This window comes from Nitrospirota bacterium (assembly GCA_030645475.1).
Classification (GTDB): domain Bacteria; phylum Nitrospirota; class Nitrospiria; order Nitrospirales; family Nitrospiraceae; genus Palsa-1315.
Window position 1 is genome coordinate 82,076 of the sequence record JAUSMA010000068.1, and the last position, 23,057, is coordinate 105,132.

Here is a 23,057-nt window from a genome sequence, read left to right on the forward strand (position 1 = left end):
ATTATACCCAAGTTGAGAGACGGAAACCTAGCAGAGAAACTCCGGACAAATAGGCCGTAAAGACGGGAAGCCTCCACCTATTTACTCGATTTCATTGACGGACGATGAAGATGACGCTACAAGTGACCCTATGCCTTCGACTCTTGTTCCCGATACCACCGACCATAAACCGACGGTCTTGATCGTCGACGATGAGGCCGCCCCCCGCGCAGCCCTCACACAGATACTCAAACAAGACTTCCACATTCTCACTGCGGACAATGCACGGGCAGCCCTGGCAGTGCTGAACGATCACGGCGTCGACCTCGTCACGCTGGACTTGAAATTACCCGATCGTTCAGGGTCGGACCTCTTGACGGACATCAAACGCGAGCATGCCGAGATCGAAGTCATCATGGTGACGGCCTACGGCAGTCTACAATCGGCCATGGACTGCATCCGCCATGGCGCGGCGGGCTTCCTCCTAAAACCGTTCAATGCCTCTGAGTTATTGGCAATTTCATTACAGACCGCCCAAAAGAAACAAAGGCTGGATCAACTGCGCCCGGTCCTCACTAACTCGACCACCCTCTGGGGCCCGGAGCCTGCCTGTACCAAAGCCTGGCAGGCCCTCGTCGAGGACTACACCGCCATGAACCGCACAGGATCACTGTCCTCGTCGCATAGCGATGAGACCTCGCCCTTGGTCCCCCTGATCTCCGACCTCTTGGAAGCCAAGGACCGCCACCTGCTCAACCATGGAAGCCGCGTGAGCTTTTATTCGACGCTGGTGGCCAATCGACTGAGCCTTCCCATTGCCGAACAACAGTCGCTCGCACTCGGTGCGCTCGTACATGATCTCGATTTGATCAGCGCCCCCGTCAGTCACGTGCTGAGCATCGAATCAGACCCGCAAGTCCATCGGCCCGACCTGGGCGCCAGAATGGGCCGCGCGATGGGACTGTCACCGGATGCCGTACAGATTATCGCCCTCCATCACGAACGATGGGACGGAACGGGATACCCATTCGGCCTGCGCGAAGAAGGCACGCCCCTGCTCGCTCGCATTGTCGGCATCGCCCAGGCCTTCGACGACCTCACTGCCGAAAAGCCAGGACGAGCCTCGCTTCCTGTCCATGAAGCCTTAGAACAGATCGAACAGCAAGCCGGCACAGCCTTCGATCCGACGCTCACCGAACTCTTCTGCCGGACGATGCGTGAACAGCCCCCGCAACATTGAACGAGACGCCCTCAGCAATGTGCCCGCCTCACATCCTGACGTCCTCCTAGCTATCTCAAGTTCACCGCCTCCGTTACCGACCGAATGCTGCCGGAATTGATCTATCCTGGATGACTTACTGCTATGCTGTCCCCCAAGTCCCAGCATACCTGTCAGCCTCGGCCAACTACCTATGGCGTTGAATGGACGATGAAGATCTACGAACACAGCGACCCAGATTCCATGAGCCCTCGGTCACACCCTTGGGTCGATAGTGAATCCAATCCGGCACATCGGTATTATAATTTTAGACGCAGCCCGGAACTCATCCGGTCCTCGATTGAAGATATGCAGGAATGGAGCGCGTACCCTGCAACCGAGACCTTCTATCGACTCCTTGAATGGCTCAATGGCCCCGAGTCGGTCTTTGAGTCCAATGACTGTGCCTTTAGCGGCGCGGCATTGAATGCCCAGACCTCCAAGCGTCTGCAATGTTCCGGTCGCCTGATGATGCTCTACCGGAACCTTGCATTAAATACCTCTCCAAAGCAGATACATTGGTTGACCACCGCCGCTGCGCACGCCTTGGATCAAACCGATCCCGCATTCGAAGGAGGCGCCATCGGCGCCACGATTATGTCGGTCAGATTTACGACCCTGCCGGGGCCGCCGGAACGGCAGCGGGGTCAGCAACTGATGTTATCGTTCTGGGCTTGGGGAGAACAGGAGACTGAGGTGATGACGAACCTTAATCGCACCTTTCGCAATGTGACAGTGGCCCTTCGAGGTCTATCCGATGAAATCCGCCACTCTCCGCCAGTCACCACAGCGGACGATTAACCCCGCAACCGCACGTCCCACAGCTTCGTGTAGACCGAACCAGTCGACTTCAATTCACTCTGCATCAGCACAACCGACGCTATCGCCAGGGAACCCAATGAAAACTGGCGATCCAGCACTCCGCTTTTGGCAAGCGCAACTCCGACGTGCCGTTCCCCCATCTTGATTCGTGCCAAGGTCAAATGAGGACTGAAGGGTCTCGGCTCGCGAAGAAAACCGAAGCCTTCACAGGACTGTTCAATTGCGCCACGAATCTCAACGACTCGCTTCGCCTCCTCACCCCTCTCCCAATGCTCTGACGGTCCGACCCACAACAGCCTCGGACTCTGCGGATTGGGAAACACACCGAGTCGCTCAAGCGGCACAGTCACAGCCGCCTGCCGTTCGATCGATGTTTCAATCGCGCCGCGCAACGGATCAATGACCTGCTCATCCATATCACCGAGAAACTTGAGCGTCAGATGGATCGAAGCCGGCCGCGCCCAGGAGATGCGCGTGCCACGCTTGATCTCCGGTTCAATTCTACGCTTCAATTCCTGCTGGATGGTGGCAAGCTCAGCACGCAGCTCTTGAGATAGTTCTACGGCAAGGAAGGCCCGGATCACTTCGACCCCTGATCGAGCAACCAGCGGCGAAGGAGATTCAATGCGGCTTGCGAGGATCGTTGCTTGATGACCGTCCGATCACCGTGAAATCGAAACTCTTGTGTAATCGGCCGGCCGGTTCCATCATTCAGCCCGATATAGACCAAACCAACCGGCTTGGTCTCGGTCCCGCCGCCCGGCCCGGCGATACCGGTCACGCTCAGTCCCACCGACACATTGGCGCGCTCGCGAATGCCCTTCGCCATGGAGGCGGCGACTTCCTGGCTGACCGCGCCATGTTTCACGATCAGATCCGCTGGCACGCCCAACATCTCCGTCTTTGCTCGATTGCTGTAACAGACCGCTCCACGATCCAGATAGGCAGATGAACCGGCCACTTGTGTCAGACGATGACCGATCAATCCACCGGTGCAAGACTCCGCAATCGCCACCATGAGCCCTTGTCTGGCGAGTTCCCGCCCGACGACCTCTTCCATCGTGTCGCGCCCTTCGGCGAAGAGCCAGTTACTGAGTCGTGCCCGAACATCGTTCGCCAGCTGCTGGAGCAGATCCTGATGCTTCTTCGGGGCAGATTGGTTCCCCTTCGTCGTCAGCGAAACCAACACTCCCATCGGCGATGCAAGCAACCCCAGATCAACGGGCGTTCCTTTCGGAATAAGCCCTTTGAGTGTGGCATCGACGTCCGCCTCTGCTAGGCCGAACGTATGAAATACCTGACGAATGATCGGGGTACGTGGAGGCAGGCCTGATGATGCACCGGCTGCGCGCAGCAACGGCACAACTTCCTGCAGCATCATCTCCTCCATCTCACGCGGCACGCCAGGCAAGGAGATGATAGATGCCTTCTTCCAGATCAGAGAAAATCCCGCCGCAGAGCCAACCGGATTCTTCAGCACGGTCGCACCGGACGGAATCAGAGCCTGGCGCAACTGTGCGCTGTTCGGTACACGACCCCATTGTGCGAGTCGAGCCGTCAGACCTTCCAACGCCTCCTTGCGACGACCAAGCCGCCGTCCTGTCGCCTGGGCCACCGCCTCTCTTGTGCAATCATCCACGGTAGGGCCAAGCCCGCCGGTCATAATGATGACCTGTGCTCGCTTCACGGCCGTGTGAATGGCCGAAACAATATCCTGCCGCTCATCGCCGACGACCGATTTGAAGCGAACGGCAATACCCAATTGGCCAAGCTGATCCGCAAGGAATAGAGAATTGGAATCGGATCGGCCCCCGATCAACAGCTCAGTGCCGATCGCGATTGTTTCTGCATCAAGCGAAGGAATTACATGTAACTTAGCCATAGGAGAAGAGATATTCAGGGTAGACCGAATATTTAAACGGGCCGTAGCAAACTATCACTCTACATAAGGAGTGGCTGGGATGATCCCTACTGAGCGCGTCCAACGAGGGCCTTCTGAAGCCGCGCGTTGCGCGAGCACAGGGATCGTTCCAGCTACCCCGTCCCTTTTCCAGCATCCCGTTACTGGATCTCGGAAAAATCCAGACTAAAACTCGACTCTCCCCCGTTCGCCGGAAAAACCGTGATGGTCGTTTTGGCATTCGGATCGAAGTCAGCATAGTTGAATGACGCGATGACTTTCGCTTTGAATCGCGGGCTTTCCGGCCAGGCAGCACTGCGATTGGCAAACCCATCGAAGCGGATGGTCAGAGGCTTGATGGTTTTTCCTCCCTGATCGAACACCATATAACTGTCCACCGCGAAGTTGGGGGCGTTCCCGAAAATGACGATACTGACCAGCATGGTCTGGCCCTCCAGCACCTGCATCACATCGGTCTCGCTCGACTGAATCCCCCGTAGAGCCATATGTGTCGCCATGACCGACAGACCACCGAGTTTCGTAATCAAAAACCCGCTTGGATGGAGTTCATCGATCGCGCCGAATCGAACATAGAATGTATCGGGAGGGCTTCCCTTCTGCGCCGCCTCTTTTCCCTGATCGAGTGCCGCCTGAATCTGCTCCGCAGTGGGATGCACCTCAATGGCATGGGCAGTCACAGGCGAGACACAACTCAATACGACAAGGCCCCCACATAGGAGCAAAGTCCTCATCCCATAGACCGATACAATCCACATGGGCATGCCAGTACCAGATCACTTTTCGCCTGTCAACGAATGGCCCAAACGAGCTGCCGTCGGTTGACAACCGCAAAGATGAAGTGATAAACAACCGAGCCGCTACTTAGCGTGCCTTTTCAAGAAGTTATACGGAGGAGTTTCAATGTCGACCCCTGAACAAACCCCGGCGCCCACCGCACCCCCAGCACCCAAACGCCAGTATGTCAACTTCGCCTTCTACAAAATCGACCCGGCCTGGCGACGCCTTCCCGAGAGTGAGCGGACGAAAGGCAAAGAGGAATTCCAGCGCGCAGTCGAAGAATACGCCGGCAGAGTACTCGTGGTGGCCTACTCCTCGATCGGCATCAGGGGCGATTGCGACATCATGTTGTGGCGGATCAGCTATGAGCTGGAACTTTTCCAGGATATGACCACGAAGATCTTGGCCTCTGGTTTGGGACAGTACCTCACCACTCCCTATTCCTATCTCGCGATCACCAAACGTTCGGTCTATGTGGATCACCACACCCACGAGAACCAAGAGAGCAAGCGCCTCACCGTCGTGCCAGGTAAAGCCAAGTACATTTTCGTCTACCCGTTCCTCAAGACGCGCGAATGGTTCCTGCTGACGAAGGCTGCGCGACAGGGCATGATGGACGAGCACATCGAAGTCGGCCATCGCTTCCCCTCAGTGAAGCTGAACACGACCTACTCGTTCGGATTGGACGACCAGGAATGGGTGGTGGCGTTTGAAAGCGATAAGCCAGAAGACTTCCTGGACCTCGTGATGGCACTCCGCGAAACCGAAGGCTCACGCTACACGTTGCGCGATACACCGATCTTCACCTGTATTCGCAAGACTCTCAAGGAAACGCTCGACACACTCGGCGGCTAAGACCGCATAACAGAGAAGCTTTGAACACGGCCTTCGGTCTCACGATCGAAGGCCGTGTTTTTTGAGAGAGCTTCCCTACGCTTAGACAAGAGGGGGAGGCATCCCGACAGAATGCTCAAACAGTTCGTCCAGCAAGGCCGCAGCCGACGAACGCACCGGAGGCGTACCCACTGGGGCGCACGGTGCGACGAATAAGGAGCACCACGTTTGTGCGCGCCGCCGAGTGGTGAGGCGGCCGGGTCCCCGTTGAGGATTTCGATGAGGCGAGAATGAAGCTGGCAGGCTGTTTCAGCATTCTGCTGCGGACTCACCACTTTGACAGCCGATTCACCCGTATGATACCTCTATCGAATGAGAGGCGGACATTAGAGGAATAGCGCCTCGACACGAGCCATGGCTGACAATAACGCACTGTACGCAATCCGATTTCCCGACGGATCGTTGAGCTTATACATCGACGAAGACTACGCGATTGAACGCGGGGTGGACCCGGCTACCCTCACGCGCGTAGAAATCCCACGGGACATGTTCGTCAGCGGGACCATTCAAGAGATTCGCGAATACGTCGCCCTCTATCTGGAATCGCGCCATTCCGGAACCGCATAGGGGCTCCAATGACCACCACCGCTTCACCAGCTTCCCTTCTGACCGCTGACATCATCCGATCCGTCATCGATGCCATGCCGATGCAAGGCCGGATCATGCTCCGCCTGATCATGCTCCAGCACTTCGACGTGACGGACGAAGAAATTCTCTACATCGTGGCAGACCGGCCGGACCCTCGCTGCGTCGCCGGGACCAAACCCACGAATACCAACATGACGAAAGAAGCCATTAAGGCCGTGACGGATCGGCGCGACCAATACCGCCGACAGGTGCGACTCAAGCGAGAGCGAACCTGGCTGCAATGCGAATCTCTCGGGAGACTCGCGCGCCTCCGTGAAGACCTCGCTGCCCGCGCCTGCACCATCCTGACCGAGCGATTCTCCGTCTCCGCCGAAACGCTCGACGCCTTGCAGGCCTCCGCCAGAACCGTGCTGCCGAGGCCCGCAATCCGCCAGCTGGAGCAACGGTGGGACGCCGATGAGATCACGGCTGAAGAATATCAACAGCAGCGGCTGAGCATCGAATACCAAACCCAACTCCGCATGGCTGAGAAATACCACAAGCGACTCAACCTGGCGGAACGCGAGCGGCAGACCGCCATCTATGCGCCGCTGCAGGACCACGAAATCGGCCACGTATGGGGCATCCCGGCCGGCAGTCTTGCAGCCCGCAAAGTGAAGTACCTCACGCAATATCTGCAGGCGCTCCAGATGGCGTTACGGGCCAGTGCGCCTGACGCAGCCGCAACGACGTCGCCTTTGGACTTATGGAAAGAAACCTTCACCGTGCTGGCCGAACAGCCGATTGAACGTTCGCTCTCGACCTACGACGGATTGGAAAAGACCGAGTCCGCGCTTATCGACAAATTGACCTTGATGGTCTGGGGCAGCCTGGCGGAAGAAAGCGAAGTCAAATTCTGGACCTCGCTCGTCTTCGGAGCCAGCTCCAACGCTATGCATTCGGAAATCACCAGAAACCTGTTCGGGCTGCAGCGGCTCATCGCTATCCTCAACGACATGGACACCTCGCGTGAGGCGCTGGACGAAGAATTACTCAAGCGGACCGCACCAAGGCAGAAGCTCGAAGCGGGCGCACTGGAAGGTTCTTCCGAACCTGCCGTGAAAGAATTGAGCGAAATGCAGGCTCAGATCCTCAATAGTATGCGCGGCGAGGATGCAACCGGCAGAGCCTCCGATAAGTGGTAACGATTGCGCTTTGTTCCCGGTGAGGTATAATACAGCCACATCATGGTCACACTGTTGAGCCATCACACAGCGCGTCGAAGCAGCAGAGCCTCATGTGCCCTGGTTCTGCTAGCCGCTTTACTCTCACTCATCTCGCTCCCATTGCTGGTCCAGGCCTCCAATCTTCTAGAAATCGCTGAGCTGCTCACCCATCCAGAACAGTATGACCGCCAGGAAGTCGTAGTCACCGGACAGGTCACCAACGTCCAGCTCGCGACGAATCGGCAAGGCCAGCCGGCCTACGGATTTCTCTTGAAAGATCAGGCCGGCACGCTGAAGGTCATCAGCCTCGGACAGATCGAAGTTCGGGAAGGCGACCAAGTGATTGTTGAAGGAGTTTTCTCACGCCTTCGCCAGGCAGGCCGCACGATCATTTACAATGAAATCAAAGCGCTCTCGATCAAGCCCATGAATCGGCTCAACCCCGATCTGGTCGGCTAACAGCGCCTCCCCGTCTCGTTCCACATCACCTCGTCTCCTACCCTCTTCGGGCTGAACCTTTGCGCGGATAGTTTAGTGCCAGGGTCAGCAAGGTATCTTGCATGCGATCCGGCAACCACTTCACCATCCAAGCTCGTAACTTGGCATCGTTCCCCACGAGATAACGGGTTTTCGGGCAAGCGGCCGTCAGCGCATGATGCACCGCTCGAACCACCGCATCCGGTGAGATCGCCCGCTCAGCAGACTGGGCAACCGCTTCACGAACTCGACTCACCGCCTCACCATAGAGAGCCTTAGCCTCATCGCCCGCCAAGGCTTCAAGCTCCTGTGCTGCCTTGCCTGATTTCTCCCATATGGGTGTGGCAATGGCTCCCGGTTCGATAATCGACACCTGGATTCCCCAGGGTTGCAGCTCCATTCGTAACGCGTCCGTCAGCGCCTCGAGCGCATACTTCGAGGCCGAATAGGGACCCAACAAAGGAATGGTGCCGCAACCGGCAATCGACCCCATGTTCACGATTCGGCCATGGCCCAGTCGGAGCAACGGGAGGAACGCCTGTGTCACGGCGATCTGCCCGATCACGTTAACCTCAAGCTGCGTCCGGAGTTGCGAGAGAGGAATCACTTCGAGCGGACTCCCGACAACGATCCCGGCATTATTGACGAGTCCACCAAGACCAGCCTCGCCGACAATCCGCTGCACCACTTCAAGAGATCGTGCGATCGACGGCTCGTCTGTGACATCGAGTAGGATCGGGACAAGTGACGGGCCAACCTTCGCAACCAACGCCTCCCCTGCCCGAGGATCGCGCACTCCGGCAAATACCGTCATCCCACGACTAGCGCAATCGAGAGCACAAGCCGCACCGATGCCGGTCGAAGCACCGGTCACAACAACAGTCATCTGGTTGATTTGGTTCATCTGGTTTCTCCGGTTGATCTGGTTTGTCTGGTTATTTGGCTGAACAAAGCTAACTGATGAACCAGTCAAACAAGACAGGCGAGAGTACCATGACGGCCCGAGAGAGGGCAGCGCACCAGGATGTAACCAAGAATTAACCCTCACAACCTTGACAGGCCACTGCCAGTTCATTATGGTTTCTGACGCCCTTGCAGACCCTGCCCTACTCATTGCATTGGCGAAGAGATTTCCGTCTAGCCGGTGTAATGAATACAGACCAGTGCGCATGGAATATCAAAACATCAACATCGTGAACACATTCATGTTTGCTCCGTAAATACTTGTTTTACTGATATTATTTATCATGGCAAAGATTGCCGTCATCGACATCGGAACGAACTCCATCCATATGGTGCTGGCAGAGATCCAGCCGGACGCCAGCTACAAAATCCTCGATCGCTTCAAAGACATGACGAGACTCGGAGATGGCGCCTTCTCGACCCATCGCCTGTCAGACGTGGCCGTCACCCGTGGACTCGACGTCATTCGCCATCTCGTCACCCTCGCCAAAAATAAAGGCTACGATCGCATGATTGCCGTGGCCACCAGCGCCGTGCGTGAGGCCAAAAACGGGGGAGACTTTATCGATCTCGTCGCCGAACAGACAGGGCTGACCGTTCGCGTCATCAGCGGCACAGAAGAAGCCAGACTAATCTTCCTGGGCGTCAAAAATAACGTCCCCATGACCGAGCAGCCAACGCTGTCGGTGGATATCGGCGGAGGATCGGTCGAGCTCATGGTCGGCAATCGGGACCAGCTCCTGCATGCCAAGAGCCTCAAACTCGGTGCCATTCGGCTGGCGGATGAATTCCTCAAGCGCACACCACCCTCCGAGGGGATGCTCCGTTCCCTCGAAGACACTGTGACAACCCAGTTGAAGGCTGCGCTCGACTCGTTCAAGACGAAGCGATTCGACTCGTTGATCGCCACCTCCGGCATGGCCGGCAATTTGGCGGAAGTTATTCATCTGCGCCGAACGAATCGCCCGCTTCCCCAAATCAATCTCGCCACGGTGTCACTCAAAGACGTCAAAGAAATCGAGCAGGCACTCCGTCAATCGACCATCAAAGCCAGACTGGCAATCCCCGGGCTCGACCCCAAACGCGTCGACACCCTCCTGCCTGCCACGATCGTCCTGCGCCGTCTCATGGAGCTCTCAGGGCGAGATGAACTCATCCTCTGCGACAAGGCGATCCGAGAAGGCATCATTTACGATTTTATCCAGCGCCATCGCGAGCGACTCAAAGCCGAAGCCGAAATCCCCGACTTGCGGCGGCGTAACGTCATCGCCTTGGCCCGCCGCTGCCAGGCTCCTGAAACCCATAGCCTGCATGTCGCCAGCTTAGCCCTACGCCTCTTCGATCAGACGACCCGCCTCCATCGCTTGGGACCCACTGAGCGAAACTGGCTGGAATATGCCGCGATTCTGCACGACGTCGGCTACCTCATCAATGAGCGCCAGCACCATAAACATGCCTACTACCTGATCACCAACAGCGACCTCGGAGGATTGTCCGGCGAGGAAATCCAGGTGGTGGCTAATGTGGCACGCTACCACCGGCGAGCCATCCCACTCTTGAAGCACGAGGGCTTCGGCAACCTCTCCCCCAAACACAAACGCATCGTGCGAATCCTGTCCGCGCTGCTTCGAATCGCCGATGGCTTGGACCGAACGCATTTCTCGGTCGTCCGTACCCTGGATGTCAAATACACCACCGCCACCCTGACGATTCACCTCCATGTCACAGGCGATGCGGAACTAGAAACCTGGGCCGCAGCAGGGCGAGCGGATCTATTTGAACGTGTATTCCGCCGCCGCCTGAAGTTTTCCGTCATGGCACAGGACGATGCAGAATGAGCAACCAACCACCTCCACTGATGACGCCCCATCCCTACCCGGGCAAACTTATCATCGTCGAGGGCATCGACGGTTCCGGCAAGAGCACACAACTCCTCCTGCTGCATAAGTGGCTGGAGTCGAAAGGCCACAAAGTCTTCTTCACGGAGTGGAACTCCTCGGAACTCGTCAAGGACACGACCAAGCGGGGCAAAAAGAACAAAAGCCTGACGCCGACCACGTTCAGCTTGCTGCACGCAACCGACTTTGCCAGCCGTCTATACCACGACATCTTGCCCCCGCTCAAAGCCGGCATGATCGTCCTGGCCGACCGTTATATGTATACCGCCTTCGCGCGTGACGTAGTCCGCGGCGTGTCACCCGAATGGATTCGTAAGCTCTACAGTTTCGCGATTACCCCGGACATGGCCTTCTATTTCAAAGTGCCGATCGAAGTCGCTATCACGCGGCTCCTCGGCGGCACGCGCGGACAATTCAAATACTACGAAGCCGGCATGGACATGAACCTGAGCCCGGACGTCACCGAAAGCTTCCGTCTCTTCCAATCGAGCATCCTGTCGCAGTACGAGAAGATCGTCGATGAATGTCAGCTCATCACGTTGGATGCGACGAAAGACATCGAAGCCCAGCAGAACGACATGCGCCGCCTCGTCGGAGAGGCGCTCACAGACTACAAACCAAGACGGGGCACCCATGGTCGACGCACAGTATTTTGGCGACGGTTTGACGTACCTAAATCCGAGTGACCTCAAAGGGAAACTCATCGCCATCGAAGGTACCGACGGCGTCGGCCGCTCCACGCACATCGAGATGCTGCAGGAATGGCTGGAGGTGCAGGGCTATGGCGTGATCACGACCGGCTGGACCCGTTCCAACCTCATGTCCAAAACGATCGAAATGGCCAAAGAAGGCAATATTCTCGACCGATGGTCGTTCAGTCTGCTCTACGCCACCGACTTCGCGGACCGCTTAGAACACGAAATCATTCCCGCGCTTCGCTCGGGCTTCATCGTCCTGGCCGACCGGTATATCTACACCGCCCTCGCGCGAGACTTTGTACGCAGCGGGAACCGCCAATGGGCCAGAGACGTCTTTGGGTTTGCCTTAGTTCCCGATCTCGTCTGTTATATGCGGATCGACGTCGAAACACTCGTGCTGCGCGTCATCGAAACCAAAGGCATGAACTTCTGGGAATCGGGAATGGACCTCCGGCTGGGCAACGATCTCTACGATAGCTTCAAGAAGTATCAGTCTCTCCTGATCAAGGAGTTCGACAAGATGGCGGAAGAGTTTCACTTCGAAGTGATCGATGCCAGACAATCGCCGGATGAGATTCAGGAGGAACTGCGCAACAAGATTCAGCCGCTGCTGACGACAAGACTACGAAGTCCTAAACTACCATCCGACCACCTGATCCATCCGGCCTAAGAAGAACGTTGTTTGGTTGAACAAAACCAACCATATAATCCATCCCCGTCAGCCTTTGGTCTTGAGCCCTCCCATCGCCCTCAATTGACCGGGCGTCAGCCACCAACGAAGTGCTCCTCGTCCCGGCTTCACAGGGGCGAACAGCTCGATCAGACAGGCCCCGGCTTTCTTCAAAGGAAACGATTCGGAAGTTCGCCCGGAGAGAAGGACACCGGCCGTCAGGCCCAACTGCGGTTCATGCCCCACGCAGATGACGCAGGACTCCGATGAGCAACTTCTCAGCAGGTGGAGCAGGTCTGTCGGCGACGCCTCAGGCAAGAGTTCATCGCGTAATTCCATGCGCGAGGGCCTCGCTAAGAGGTCGTGCAGCAACTGCGCCGTGTCGACCGCACGTCTCGCAGGACTCGCGTAGATCACCGTCGGACGTACCGCCAGTCGGCGCAACCCAGCAGCGACTTGACGAACTCGTCGCACACCCTCCTCCGTCAGGGGGCGATCGACATCCTTCCCGTTCCATTCCTCTCGCTCAACCGCGATCCCATGTCGAACGAACAGACAATCCATCGAGACTCCACTCCTACGTCAATAGTCAATCAAATGATGCCCGGAGAATAACTGAACAACACAGGCCGGACAAGCGAGATCAGCGGAATCATGGCTTGCTCGTCGCGCCTGTCGCACTAGTCGTGCCCCTCGGCTGTCTGCTGCACCTAATCCGATTCCACTTCAATCAAAAGAGATTCACTCCTTCACGAAGAGTCTCATCAACAGTGCGACCTCACCATTCCGATCGCATACTTTTCACATCAAGAAAACAGCTGGTTAGGACAAACAGTTCGATGATCCTATGCGCAATCAATCTGGCATATCACTTGCTCAAGAGGACCAACAAGAAAGAATGCACGTAGGACATCCGAACAAGGAGGGAATCGAGATGGACTTTGCCGCAACATTAATCGTCTCCAACACCCTCATGGCTGCCGTGATCTATCTGGTTGTGACCTGGATCTGGGAGGATTAGCAGGATGCTGAAAATGCCATCCAGCGGCATTCTCGCATCGCTCAGGCCCTCAACGTACCACAAGGGTACGCCTTCGGCCCTTCACTCGCTGCGGCCTTGCTGGACGGACATTTTGAGCATCCTGCGAGAAATAGCTTCTCAAGTTCCAGTCACAGGAAAAACGAAGCAAGACGTAATCTCGCAGGGTACTGAGCATAGACATGAAACAAGAACTTCTAGCAGCCATAACGCAACCCCGAACAATGGCGAGACGTGGATCCGGCCCACCCTTCATCTGGCTGCCAACCGACAACAGCCCGATGCCCCCTCAGGTGTTGAGTCCTCTCACCCAGAGCACAGCGGCCGGCTACAGGTCTCCCCAATGGGCCGCGTTTTCAACAACCACGAAAACGCGGCCCTTCTTTGCGTATGTCTGGTTCACCTGGATTCACGAGTGTATTCGGTTGGCCCGATTAAACAAAAACACGAGACAACGAGATAAACCAGATAGACCAGATCAACCGTTGGCCGCGGATCGAACAGGGAGGCAGAGCGATGCACGGAGTAATTTTGGTGGTCGATGATAATGACGACCTTCGAGAAACCACGCTCCTCACGTTGAGCCGACAGGGCTATGAAGTCTGGCTCGCCCCTGATGGCACCAGCGCGAAGAAACTGTTAGATCAGCCGGTACTGGCAAGCGCCGTGTGCACCGTGATCTGCGACCTGGCTATGGCAAACGGAAGCGGAATGGACCTCATCCATTATCTCCGGAAAGATCATCCGGCGATCCCCATCATCGTCTACAGCGGGACCGACGACACAGCCTTCCTCCAAGGGATTCTTCAAGACGGTGTGAGCGACTGGATGCGCAAGCCCGTGTCACGGGACACGATGCTGCAAAAAGTCCGAACCGCCGTCCATCTCTTCACACTCAGGAAACAGCAGGACTCGGGCAACGAGCCTTCACCGACGCCGGCCACGCCACCAAGAACGGTCTCCTCCTCCGATATCGAGACCCTTCAGGAGTATCACGACAGGAATACCGAGCGATAAACCAGACTTCTCACCGCACCAGGTGAACGATCCTCGCGCCGCAGTACACCCATGACTCTTCAATAGAGTCGCGCTCTGAATCCAATTGGATTCTCCCTCAATCCAATTAGATTCAGCCAGAATCCGTCAGGGGCATCTATGGGGCATTCCATACCGGCGTCTATTCATTTGAAATCAGGAAAAACCTGCCATTTCGAATACATTCACGAAAGGCTTCTTACAGGAGGCTCTAACTGCTGCTGGCACATCCATTGCGATACTCCTTGTCAGAAAGGCGCGAAACGAGAATCGAACAGGAGTGTCGCTTCAGTGACCGCCGAAACTGGCACTCCTTCTTTTTGTTGATTTCCTCCTGAGGAAAGGCTCAGTCAATCAATGAAAGAGCATAGAAGCAACGGACGATTCTTCTCCCTCAAACCAAGATTGTTGCGATGCGCTGGGCCGAACCAAGCAATCATTCCACGAGACATCAACTCCACTCGCTCAGATAGACAGAGGACAACAGTCGTGGGAGCCACACCCACTCAAGCCACGGGAGAGCCGATATCTCGCGGGAACTGGGAGCACTAATAGAAGAGCTTCACGAGCAAGAGCGGGCGGATGGCTCTCGATAAATGGGATCAGCGAGCAACACCGAGAAGAACGGCGGGAACATCGCAGGACGGAAAAAGGAATGGCAACAGATCAGGATTCACGAGGGCGGGGTCGAGGCCGCGCAGCGTGGAAACGGAGCCACCATTCGTGTGAAGGGAGACAGATCCGTCCGCGTTCGTCGAGAGTGTAATCGACGAAGCCGATAATTCGCTTCCTGCGGGGAGCAATAAGAAGGCATCTGAACTTTTAGCGCCTGAATGACCAAGAGCCGGTTGAAAGATTTCCCCATGAAAGAACAGAGGAGCGTGAGAACTGGAAGCGATCGAAGCAGACGCAAGTGGGAGAGCTGTTCCGAGAGGGGCATCGTGAAGGCCAACGCTCAGACAACTACTAAGCGACGCAATAAAGATGAGCACGCACAGAATACGAAAACCAACAGCCACCGGCCCCTCCCCTCAGACAGATAGATATCTATCGGAAGGGTTTCGGATTGGCTTAAGTAGGAAGAAGCGTCCTATTCGAAGAATGAGCGCTACTGCAGGTTGTAGTGGACATAATCATGAGCCACATCATCCATGTATGTGCAACTAAAGAGGTATTGAGAAATTCTTGTTGGAAGCCTAGCTAGAGGGCACCAACCAGCAATCGGTGCATAAGTCCACGGTTGGATCGGTCGAATGCACGACAAGGAGATGCCACGGATGGCGCCTCAGACTCGCCTGAACAATCGGTTCCTTTCATTTTCCCACGATTGCATCACGCTGGGCGCACCCATCCGCGTAAAGAGCGGAAAGGTTCCTGGCACCTTTTCCTCGATCGGAGCATAGTGCGGATAACTTGGGAGCCGCCGCAAAGGGGATGAGGATGGACCTGCGCAATCGTGAAACGGCCAGAGTTGTACTAGCAGCAGTCTACCTGAGCACATTTAGTACAGCCGTGCCGCACACTTATCCTTCGACAGAGACAGCATGGGCCCAGCCGACTACGGAAATCGAACCACCGACACCATTACCGCCGCTCCAGCCGCCCGCACTGGCCAATCCGCTGCAGGCAGGAGAACTTAACAGACTGCGGACAATCGCCCTCGAAGCTATTCAGAAATCCCCGATCCAATCCAAAACGGTTGTAGGGATTCACCACGTCCGACTCAATCCATTTGTTGTGCAACAGGTACTCAAGAGTAATCCTGCCAATTCGGCGCCGAAAGTTTTCGTTGAATTGCCGAATAAGCAATCGGCCGTCATTGTCACGGATAGTCTTCAACCAGCACAGGACAGCGTGATGTGGAAAGGGCATGTCGAGGGTGTTCCAGGCAGCCGAGTCCGTTTCATGGTAAACCCAACGACCAACGCGATTTACGGATCAGTCGAGAAGGGTCGGTTCATCTATGAAATCAGGCCATCTCCCAGCGACACAAGTGTTATAGAAATCCTCGCCATAGATCCGAGCGGTTTCCCCCCGGAGCACGGAGCGCTCATACGGCAAGCGGCAGGCATGTCATCAGTGTTGAGGATGTTGGATGACCGAGTGAGTGGACCGTTAAAATTGACCGCCGGAGGCGACCCTCCAATGATCGATGTGATGATCTTGTATACAACGGCTGCAAGAGACCAGGATCCCAACGGCATCGCAGCTATGGCCTGCCAGGCTGTTGAAGATCTCAAAGAAGCATTTGCTAACAGCGGCATCCAGGCCACGGCCAGGCTGGTTCATCATGGCACAGCCGATAAATTTACGGAGGCAACGAGTCGGAGAATCAATGACAACCTCGATGCTTTACGGGATGCAGGCAACACCGCGAGCAACGACATTTTCGAGCTTCGCAAAGACCACAAGGCGGATGTTGTCAGTCTGTGGGTGAGCGACGCCCTCGGAACCGATTGTGGCATGTCGCCATACCTCGATAATAATCTGACCCCCAATGCCAATTTAGCCTTTTCCGTTGTTGTCCGTAAGTGCGCGCTCAGTAATCGCTCCTTCGTCCACGAGGTTGGCCATGTTCTCCAGGCGAATCATGACCGCTACGTGGAGCAAGCTCGGAACAAGCCGGATTATAACTACGGATACGTGAAAGCCGACGAGGGATGGATGACCGTCATGTCATATCACCGGCCCGATTGTCCTCTTGAGGACATCCTCGACAAAAATGGCGACCCGGTCATCGAGAATGGGGTCAAGCAGCAGCGTCATGCTTGCAATCGCCGTCTCCATTGGTCGAACCCGTCTGTGGACGATCCAGTATGGGGAGACCCCATGGGTCGGACGCAAGGCTTTCCCATTCCTGCCAATGCGTGCACGGATAATGAACAGACACAATGGGATAAGTTTCAACAACAAAATCCTGTGATTAACTGCGACGGACCAGCTGACAACGCAAGAATTCTGAACAGCACGGTGACAACCGTAGCGAACTTCCGAACTGGCGGCATCCTTGGCAACGTGTCATGTGTAGCCAATAACACGCCTGATCCGCCACCGGCAGCCCCGACCAATCTTACAATTCAATGACACGATGTGGAATCAAGAACGACCATTCAAGGTTAACGACAAGCGTGCATCGCAACAGCAGATTGCACCAATGCGTTTCGCACCTTAACTGAGGAGGGATTATGAAATTACAGTTTATGGTCCGGCTTGCGGTCATGACCGCTCTCACTCTTGCTGTCGCATCCGCGGCTCACGCGGACTACACCATCACTGTCACCATCGGCGACACCACGCTGGACGCCGTGACTAACGGCGCGGTCACCATTCCAGCTCGCACCTACACTCACGCTGCCACAGGGGGTTCTGTCACCATTGCAAATTCTGGCGGCACGGCACAGGTCGAATTCCCGAGTTCCAAGAGCGACGGCGCCGAAGACTCCCTCAGGCTTGTTAACACAAGAATCACGGCGAGCAACGCCTACGTCAACAATTTCCCAATCATCTTCCAAGGCCAAATGGAACCCAATCCGACTACCCCCCCAACGATGTACTACAAGATAAAGGCGGTAGGCCTTTTCCAACAGGCAAGCGGAAGCTCCATCCTGTCAGGCATGTATCTCAAGAATCCGACGAGTGAGGGGTTTACGTTTCTGAATCAACAGCAACATACGCCGGGTGCCTTGGCATTTACCATCAACCCTCCCGGGACTGGCTGGCCACCCTCGGGCCATGTCGATCTTGGCGGAACGCGCATCCTGCGTGTCGACACGGCGATCAAGCTGGCAAACGGGAAATTCCTCGATTTCAACACATCGGGAAACACCCGTTTTATCGAAATGTACTCCTCTGGAATACCAGATAAGGGAAAGTCTTGTGACCCTGCAGATTTAACATGCCAGGAAGAAGATGTTCCGGGCCTCTATCTCCCGAGCCTCCTACAGTGGAACGAGGGGCATGGAAGACAAAATTGGTTCTGCAGAGCCTTCGGGTTTTTCTGCCGAAACTGGCCTTAGAGAGTTGCCTCTTTGCACGCTCTAGGTCCTGATGGAATTCGAGCGCGGCGCTTTGATTTTTTGATGACTAAGGGGGAATTATCATGAGACACACCCAGTCTCCAATTCGAATAACACGAGGGACCGCCTTTTCTGTCTTTGTGTTTCTTTGTTTTGGACTCTGGGCTCCATCGTCTCAGTCTGTACACGCTGGCACGGCAGTCTCCCCGACTGGCGGGACAGGCAGTCCCGCCAGTCTTGGAACGATCGTCACCTCCGGAACCTCTGCCACTCCAACAAACCTGTGCACCGCAAACTGCGTTATCACGGGCGGGACCAAATCGGGGAACAACCTGTTTCACAGCCTAGGAGAATTGAACCTCGCGTCGTTCGACAACGCCCGGTTTCAGACAGGACTCGCAAACCCGATTCCTGACGCAACTGTGTCGAACATACTCGCCCGAATCACCGATCCACAGCCATCCAGTATTTTTGGAACCGTCGACAGCGCTAGCTTCTATCCCTCGGCAAATCTTTATCTCTTGAACCCTAACGGCATCGTGTTCGGTCCAAATGCTTCACTCAACGTTGCCGGTTCAGTCACCTTCACAACGGCAAACTACCTACGCCTCGCAGAAGCCGACGGCTCAAACGCCGGCATTTTCCACGCAAGCCCGGCGATACCAAGCGTGTTCACAAGCGCACCTGTTTCCGCATTTGGTTTCCTTGGATCGAACCCGGCCGCCATCCGCGTTGAAGGAAGCACCTTGTCGGTTCAAGCTGGGCAATCAATTTCCCTTGTGGGTGGGAATCAAGGATTCACCTATGTCAACCCAGATACGGAAACGACCGTCTCGGTGCCCGCTGGTGTTACAGTTGGTGGGGGAGGCCTTTTCGCTTCGAGCGGACAAGTCAATATGGTAAGCGTCGCTTCTGCTGGCGAAGTGTTGGCTGCCGAGTTCCTGCCCGCTAACGGGCTGGCCATGGGGAACATCAGCCTCTCTCAAGGAGCCACGCTCGATGTTTCCGGCGATCCAGGAGGCACCGTCAGAATTCGAGGTGGTCAGTTTGAAATGGACCAGGCCTATATCTTTGCCGGATCGTCAGGCGACATCGACGGTGCCACAACAACTGTCAGCGTCCACGCGACTGAAGACATGCTGGTCAAAAATCAAAGCACCGTTGACGTGACAGGATTTGGAGCAGGCCGGACAGGCAACATTGAGATCGAGGCAAGAAGCCTGATGCTCACGGATGGTTCCATCATTGCAAATCAAGGCTTCGGCAATGCACCGGCCGGAAATATCAGTCTGACAATTGAACAATCGCTCACTATGGAGGGAATTGACCCCTTTGGGAATGGCAGCTTGCTGCAAACCATTAACGCTGGGAGTGGGACAGGGGGAACCATTGCTCTTACCCCCCTGAACACGCAAACCTCCCCTACTGTCACGATTGCTGATGGTGGAAAGGTCCTGACTCAGGCTGGAGGTCAATCGGCCGCAGGCGATATCACGATGAACGTCACGAACCTCATAATTGCCACTGGCGGTTCTATTCAAACCCTAGGTGGTGATACTGCTTCGTCGGGGAACATTCATCTTATCGCCACAGGCGAAGTGTCACTTATGGGGCAAGGAGACTTCGCAACGCGAGTCCTCAACCAGAACAGCGGACCCGGCGGAACTGGGTGGATCAAAATCGAGCCGGGAATCCTGTCGCTCACAAACAAAGCACAGATTCTCAGCGAAACGACATCGATTCCTGGCAATCTTCCGCCTACCGATCCAAAAGTCTTGATTGCGGCTACCGACTCAGTGACGATCGCGGGGGGAAGCAGAGTTGATCTGAGCAACAACGCAAGCAGTGTCGGCTCCCTTGATATCAGCGCAACAAACACCATTGCCGTTTCGGATCTCGGATTGATCAACACAAGCACGATCGGCCAGGGAAACGCTGGCGCCATCAACCTCACGGCGCGTAACGTATCCATGACAAGCGGCGGCCAGATCAATAGCCTCACGCAGGGCACCGCAGCCACTGGCACGGGAGGCGACATTTCCATCGTCGCAACAGAAAGTATTTCGCTTTCCGGCAGGGGAACGAACTCACTCGGAACCGTCACACCCACTGCTGTTCAGAGCGGCAGCCTCTTTAACTCGCGCGGGAAGGGCGGTGACATTAACATCACCGCCGGGCAGGATATACGGCTCACCAATACTGCCTCTGTCTCGGCGAGCAGTACGGGAACCGGAAACGCGGGCAACATTACGGCTTTGGCCGGCGACGATTTCATGATGCAGAATAGTTCGATCACGACGCAGGCGACGCAGGCCTCCGGCGGCAACATCAAAATCGGCGCTGCGGATCAGATCGTGATTCGAAACAGTCTCATCAGCGCATCGGTCATGGGCGGGAGCGGCAGCGGTGGGAACATCAGCATCGATCCGAATGTGGTTGTGCTACAGAATAGCCAGATTCTGGCCCAGGCCATCCAGGGCAACGGCGGGAACATCACGATCTTCACTCCCCTCTTTTTAGCCGACTCCAGCAGCCTAGTGAGTGCCTCGTCACAATTCGGCTTGAATGGAACGGTCACGATTCAGAGCCCGACGTCTAATTTGAGCGGCGGCTTGGGAACCTTAACGTCAAAGCCCCGTCAGGCACAAAGTCTTTTGACTCAACGCTGTGCGGCCTTGGCTAACGGTCAGGCCAGCAGCTTCGTCGTCGCCGGACGTGAGCAGTTGCCCGCCGACCCAGGAGGCTGGCTGGCGAGCCCGCTCGCATTCGCTTCGTTAGACGAGAGCCTTGTCGCAGGCCATGCCGTTGGCTCTATCCCAACAATCACGGCGATACCTACCCATGACGACGGCACGGTCTCGCTCCGCCGGTTCACGCCGGCAGGGTTTTTAATGGCCAACTACGCCGATAGTGAGGCTACTGGGTGCCATTCGTAAATCCATGCGCTCCTCGATCTATTGCCGACCAGGCAATCCATCGAGCGGCACGATGGCTCATATTCTTTGGGGGCGCCATGCTGACCGCGTTGGCAGGAACCTCATCGTATGCGCAACAGGCCCTCCCTCCGATCTTCGATCCAACCGGGCGATCGGGTGAGCCGCCTGCGCCGCTGAAGAAAGAATTCAAGGCTCCCCCCGCAGCTCCCCTCCCCACCCTTCCGATCGTGCCCATCCCTCCAGCGGGAGATGGGAAAAGTCCGCTGGGCCAGATCAGGGTCTTTGCCAGCTATATCCATGTGATCGGCAATACGGTCTTCACCGATGAGGAACTGGCAGAAGTCACCACTCCCTACAAGAACCGGGTCCTGACGACTGAAGATCTTGAACGCCTCCGTCTCGCACTGACCCTCCTCTATGTGAATCGAGGCTACATCACCTCCGGCGCAATCATTCCCGATCAGGATGTCACGTTCGGCGTGATTACCGTCCAGATCATCGAAGGTACCTTGTCCCGGATCGACATCGAAGGCCACGATTGGTTCCGCGCCGGTTATCTACGCGACCGCGTCGAGCGAGGCACACAGACGCCGCTGCGGCTTGAGCCATTACAAGAAAGGTTGCAGTTGCTGCAACAGGATCCGCGCATCGAACAGATCAATGCCGAACTCCGTCCCGGCGACAAGCGTGGTGACAGCCTCTTGCACGTGAGAGTAAAGGAAGCCAGTCCCTGGAAGGCCTGGCTGGACTTCAATAACTACCAAACCCCCGTGGTTGGAGCCGAACGAGGCCTGGCTACCATCGCGCACCAGAATGTGACCGGCAATGGCGACGCCTTCAGCTTCACCTACGGCAAGTCGCGTGGTGTCAACCCCATCATCGACACCTCCTACTCACTCCCCTTGAATCGCTACGATACGACCTTCATCGCCTCCTACCGGCGCAACGATTTCCTCGTCGTAGACAATGCCTTTCGCTTTCTCGACTTGAATGCGGAAGCGGAAATCATCGGCTTCACGCTCCGGCAGCCGATCTATCGAACCGTCTCCGATGAGTTCGCCATCGCGATCACCGGCGAACGGCTGTACAACAAAATCACCTCGATCTTCGACGATATCCCCGGACAGCCGCTTGAGTTCATACCCGGTTCGACGAATACAGGGGTGAACACGGTGAGTGCGCTCCGTTTCACGCAAGAATATACGCACCGCACGCCTTCTTCCGTTATCGCCGCTCGATCCCGCTTTAGCCTAGGCATCGACGTTCTCGGCGCCACGATCAATAGCGGACCTGTTCCGGATGGACAATTCTTTTCATGGTTAGGACAGGTTCAAGCCGTGAAGCGGATGGACGAATGGGGAGGACTCCAAATCCTTGGCCGCATGGACATGCAGTTGGCGAACGACCGGCTCTTTCCCTTGGAACAGGTTCCAGTGGGCGGACGATTCAGTGTGCGCGGATACCGCGAAAACACACTCATACGCGACAACGCTTTCCTCGCGTCGGTCGAGACGCGTTATCCCCTCATGCGTTATGCCAGCGGAGAAGATTTATTGCAGTTCGCGCAATTCGTGGATATGGGCCGGTCCTGGAATGCCAAAGGCACGACGCCCGATCCTCAAACATTGGCGAGTGTCGGACTGGGTGTGCGATGGAACATTCTGCCGCGCGATCGTGCGCGCTTCGAACTCTACTGGGGTGTGCCGCTGAATCATGTTCCTCACCCGCCGGGGAACTTGCAAGACCATGGAATTCATCTGCAGTTGGTCATTCAGGTGTTGTAACGAGATAGGTGGATAGGCTGAAGGCGTTCAGGGGTTAAGCATGCGTGACCATACAAAACTTCCAGCATTCAGCCTTCAGCCTAAACCCCTTGTATGC

General features: G+C 56.1%; 22 protein-coding genes. 16 read left to right on the forward strand and 6 right to left on the reverse strand.

The window, feature by feature from the left end; genetic code table 11:
- Window positions 1-130: 130 nt before the first annotated feature.
- Window positions 131-1,219 carry a response regulator gene (locus Q7U76_14720; GenBank protein ID MDO8357637.1) on the forward strand — a complete coding sequence of 363 codons (1,089 nt, stop codon included), beginning with the start codon at window positions 131-133 and terminating at the stop codon, window positions 1,217-1,219.
- Between the two features lie 189 nt (window positions 1,220-1,408).
- Entirely contained in the window at window positions 1,409-2,038 is a 630-nt protein-coding gene (locus tag Q7U76_14725; GenBank protein MDO8357638.1) for a hypothetical protein, read from the forward strand.
- On the opposite strand, the gene thpR is transcribed toward Q7U76_14725, so the two are convergent.
- From thpR to Q7U76_14740, 3 genes are all read right to left on the reverse strand, one after another.
- Window positions 2,035-2,643 carry an RNA 2',3'-cyclic phosphodiesterase gene (thpR, locus tag Q7U76_14730; protein ID MDO8357639.1) on the reverse strand — a complete coding sequence of 203 codons (609 nt, stop codon included), beginning with the start codon at window positions 2,641-2,643 and terminating at the stop codon, window positions 2,035-2,037. The genes Q7U76_14725 and thpR overlap by 4 nt on opposite strands.
- The gene (locus tag Q7U76_14735) at window positions 2,640-3,941 is read right to left on the reverse strand and encodes a competence/damage-inducible protein A (protein ID MDO8357640.1); all 1,302 of its coding nucleotides are present in this window, start codon (window positions 3,939-3,941) and stop codon (window positions 2,640-2,642) included. Before Q7U76_14735 ends, thpR begins: the two co-directional genes overlap by 4 nt.
- 179 nt (window positions 3,942-4,120) lie before the next feature.
- On the reverse strand, window positions 4,121-4,741 hold the full coding sequence (locus Q7U76_14740) for a hypothetical protein (protein ID MDO8357641.1): 621 nt from the start codon (window positions 4,739-4,741) through the stop codon (window positions 4,121-4,123).
- A 139-nt stretch (window positions 4,742-4,880) separates the two neighbouring features.
- Here Q7U76_14740 and Q7U76_14745 point away from each other — a divergent pair, with 139 nt between their 5' ends.
- The 4 genes from Q7U76_14745 (at window position 4,881) to Q7U76_14760 (ending at window position 7,903) form a co-directional block, all read left to right on the forward strand.
- A complete protein-coding gene (locus Q7U76_14745) occupies window positions 4,881-5,612 on the forward strand; it encodes a chlorite dismutase family protein (GenBank protein MDO8357642.1) in 732 nt (243 codons plus the stop codon).
- Between the two features lie 393 nt (window positions 5,613-6,005).
- Window positions 6,006-6,218 (forward strand): hypothetical protein, encoded by a 213-nt coding sequence (locus Q7U76_14750; GenBank protein ID MDO8357643.1) that lies wholly within the window; start codon window positions 6,006-6,008, stop codon window positions 6,216-6,218.
- Window positions 6,219-6,226: 8 nt separating this feature from the next.
- The gene (locus Q7U76_14755; GenBank protein MDO8357644.1) at window positions 6,227-7,423 is read left to right on the forward strand and encodes a hypothetical protein; all 1,197 of its coding nucleotides are present in this window, start codon (window positions 6,227-6,229) and stop codon (window positions 7,421-7,423) included.
- A 42-nt stretch (window positions 7,424-7,465) separates the two neighbouring features.
- On the forward strand, window positions 7,466-7,903 hold the full coding sequence (locus Q7U76_14760) for a cytochrome c maturation protein CcmE (GenBank protein MDO8357645.1): 438 nt from the start codon (window positions 7,466-7,468) through the stop codon (window positions 7,901-7,903).
- Between the two features lie 37 nt (window positions 7,904-7,940).
- On the opposite strand, the gene Q7U76_14765 is transcribed toward Q7U76_14760, so the two are convergent.
- Window positions 7,941-8,825 (reverse strand): SDR family oxidoreductase, encoded by an 885-nt coding sequence (locus Q7U76_14765; GenBank protein MDO8357646.1) that lies wholly within the window; start codon window positions 8,823-8,825, stop codon window positions 7,941-7,943.
- 343 nt (window positions 8,826-9,168) lie between these two features.
- On the opposite strand from Q7U76_14765, the gene Q7U76_14770 reads away from it, so the two are divergent.
- From Q7U76_14770 to Q7U76_14780, 3 genes are read left to right on the forward strand one after another with little or no spacing between them, the layout of a single operon-like run.
- Window positions 9,169-10,722: a Ppx/GppA phosphatase family protein gene (locus Q7U76_14770; protein ID MDO8357647.1), complete on the forward strand. Its 1,554-nt coding sequence runs from the start codon at window positions 9,169-9,171 to the stop codon at window positions 10,720-10,722.
- Window positions 10,719-11,468 carry a dTMP kinase gene (gene tmk / locus Q7U76_14775; protein ID MDO8357648.1) on the forward strand — a complete coding sequence of 250 codons (750 nt, stop codon included), beginning with the start codon at window positions 10,719-10,721 and terminating at the stop codon, window positions 11,466-11,468. Before Q7U76_14770 ends, tmk begins: the two co-directional genes overlap by 4 nt.
- Complete coding sequence (locus Q7U76_14780; protein ID MDO8357649.1) at window positions 11,416-12,150, forward strand: thymidylate kinase; 735 nt, start codon at window positions 11,416-11,418, stop codon at window positions 12,148-12,150. The genes tmk and Q7U76_14780 overlap by 53 nt, the downstream gene beginning before the upstream one ends.
- Before the next feature lie 48 nt (window positions 12,151-12,198).
- On the opposite strand, the gene Q7U76_14785 is transcribed toward Q7U76_14780, so the two are convergent.
- Entirely contained in the window at window positions 12,199-12,714 is a 516-nt protein-coding gene (locus Q7U76_14785; GenBank protein MDO8357650.1) for a histidine phosphatase family protein, read from the reverse strand.
- A gap of 334 nt (window positions 12,715-13,048) precedes the next feature.
- Between Q7U76_14785 and Q7U76_14790 the strand changes: the two genes are divergently transcribed.
- From Q7U76_14790 to Q7U76_14800, 3 genes are all read left to right on the forward strand, one after another.
- Window positions 13,049-13,171 carry a hypothetical protein gene (locus Q7U76_14790; protein ID MDO8357651.1) on the forward strand — a complete coding sequence of 41 codons (123 nt, stop codon included), beginning with the start codon at window positions 13,049-13,051 and terminating at the stop codon, window positions 13,169-13,171.
- A gap of 534 nt (window positions 13,172-13,705) precedes the next feature.
- Window positions 13,706-14,206, forward strand: coding sequence for a response regulator (locus tag Q7U76_14795; GenBank protein ID MDO8357652.1), 501 nt, complete (start codon window positions 13,706-13,708; stop codon window positions 14,204-14,206).
- 614 nt (window positions 14,207-14,820) lie between these two features.
- Window positions 14,821-15,006, forward strand: a complete 186-nt coding sequence (locus tag Q7U76_14800; protein ID MDO8357653.1) for a hypothetical protein — start codon at window positions 14,821-14,823, stop codon at window positions 15,004-15,006.
- A gap of 802 nt (window positions 15,007-15,808) precedes the next feature.
- On the opposite strand, the gene Q7U76_14805 is transcribed toward Q7U76_14800, so the two are convergent.
- Complete coding sequence (locus Q7U76_14805; GenBank protein ID MDO8357654.1) at window positions 15,809-16,096, reverse strand: hypothetical protein; 288 nt, start codon at window positions 16,094-16,096, stop codon at window positions 15,809-15,811.
- A gap of 273 nt (window positions 16,097-16,369) precedes the next feature.
- Here Q7U76_14805 and Q7U76_14810 point away from each other — a divergent pair, with 273 nt between their 5' ends.
- From Q7U76_14810 to Q7U76_14825, 4 genes are all read left to right on the forward strand, one after another.
- Window positions 16,370-17,308 (forward strand): M12 family metallo-peptidase, encoded by a 939-nt coding sequence (locus tag Q7U76_14810; GenBank protein MDO8357655.1) that lies wholly within the window; start codon window positions 16,370-16,372, stop codon window positions 17,306-17,308.
- Between the two features lie 101 nt (window positions 17,309-17,409).
- Window positions 17,410-18,240, forward strand: a complete 831-nt coding sequence (locus Q7U76_14815; GenBank protein ID MDO8357656.1) for a hypothetical protein — start codon at window positions 17,410-17,412, stop codon at window positions 18,238-18,240.
- An 83-nt stretch (window positions 18,241-18,323) separates the two neighbouring features.
- Window positions 18,324-21,176, forward strand: a complete 2,853-nt coding sequence (locus Q7U76_14820; GenBank protein MDO8357657.1) for a filamentous hemagglutinin N-terminal domain-containing protein — start codon at window positions 18,324-18,326, stop codon at window positions 21,174-21,176.
- Entirely contained in the window at window positions 21,164-22,960 is a 1,797-nt protein-coding gene (locus tag Q7U76_14825) for a ShlB/FhaC/HecB family hemolysin secretion/activation protein (GenBank protein ID MDO8357658.1), read from the forward strand. Before Q7U76_14820 ends, Q7U76_14825 begins: the two co-directional genes overlap by 13 nt.
- The last annotated feature ends 97 nt before the right edge of the window (window positions 22,961-23,057 follow it).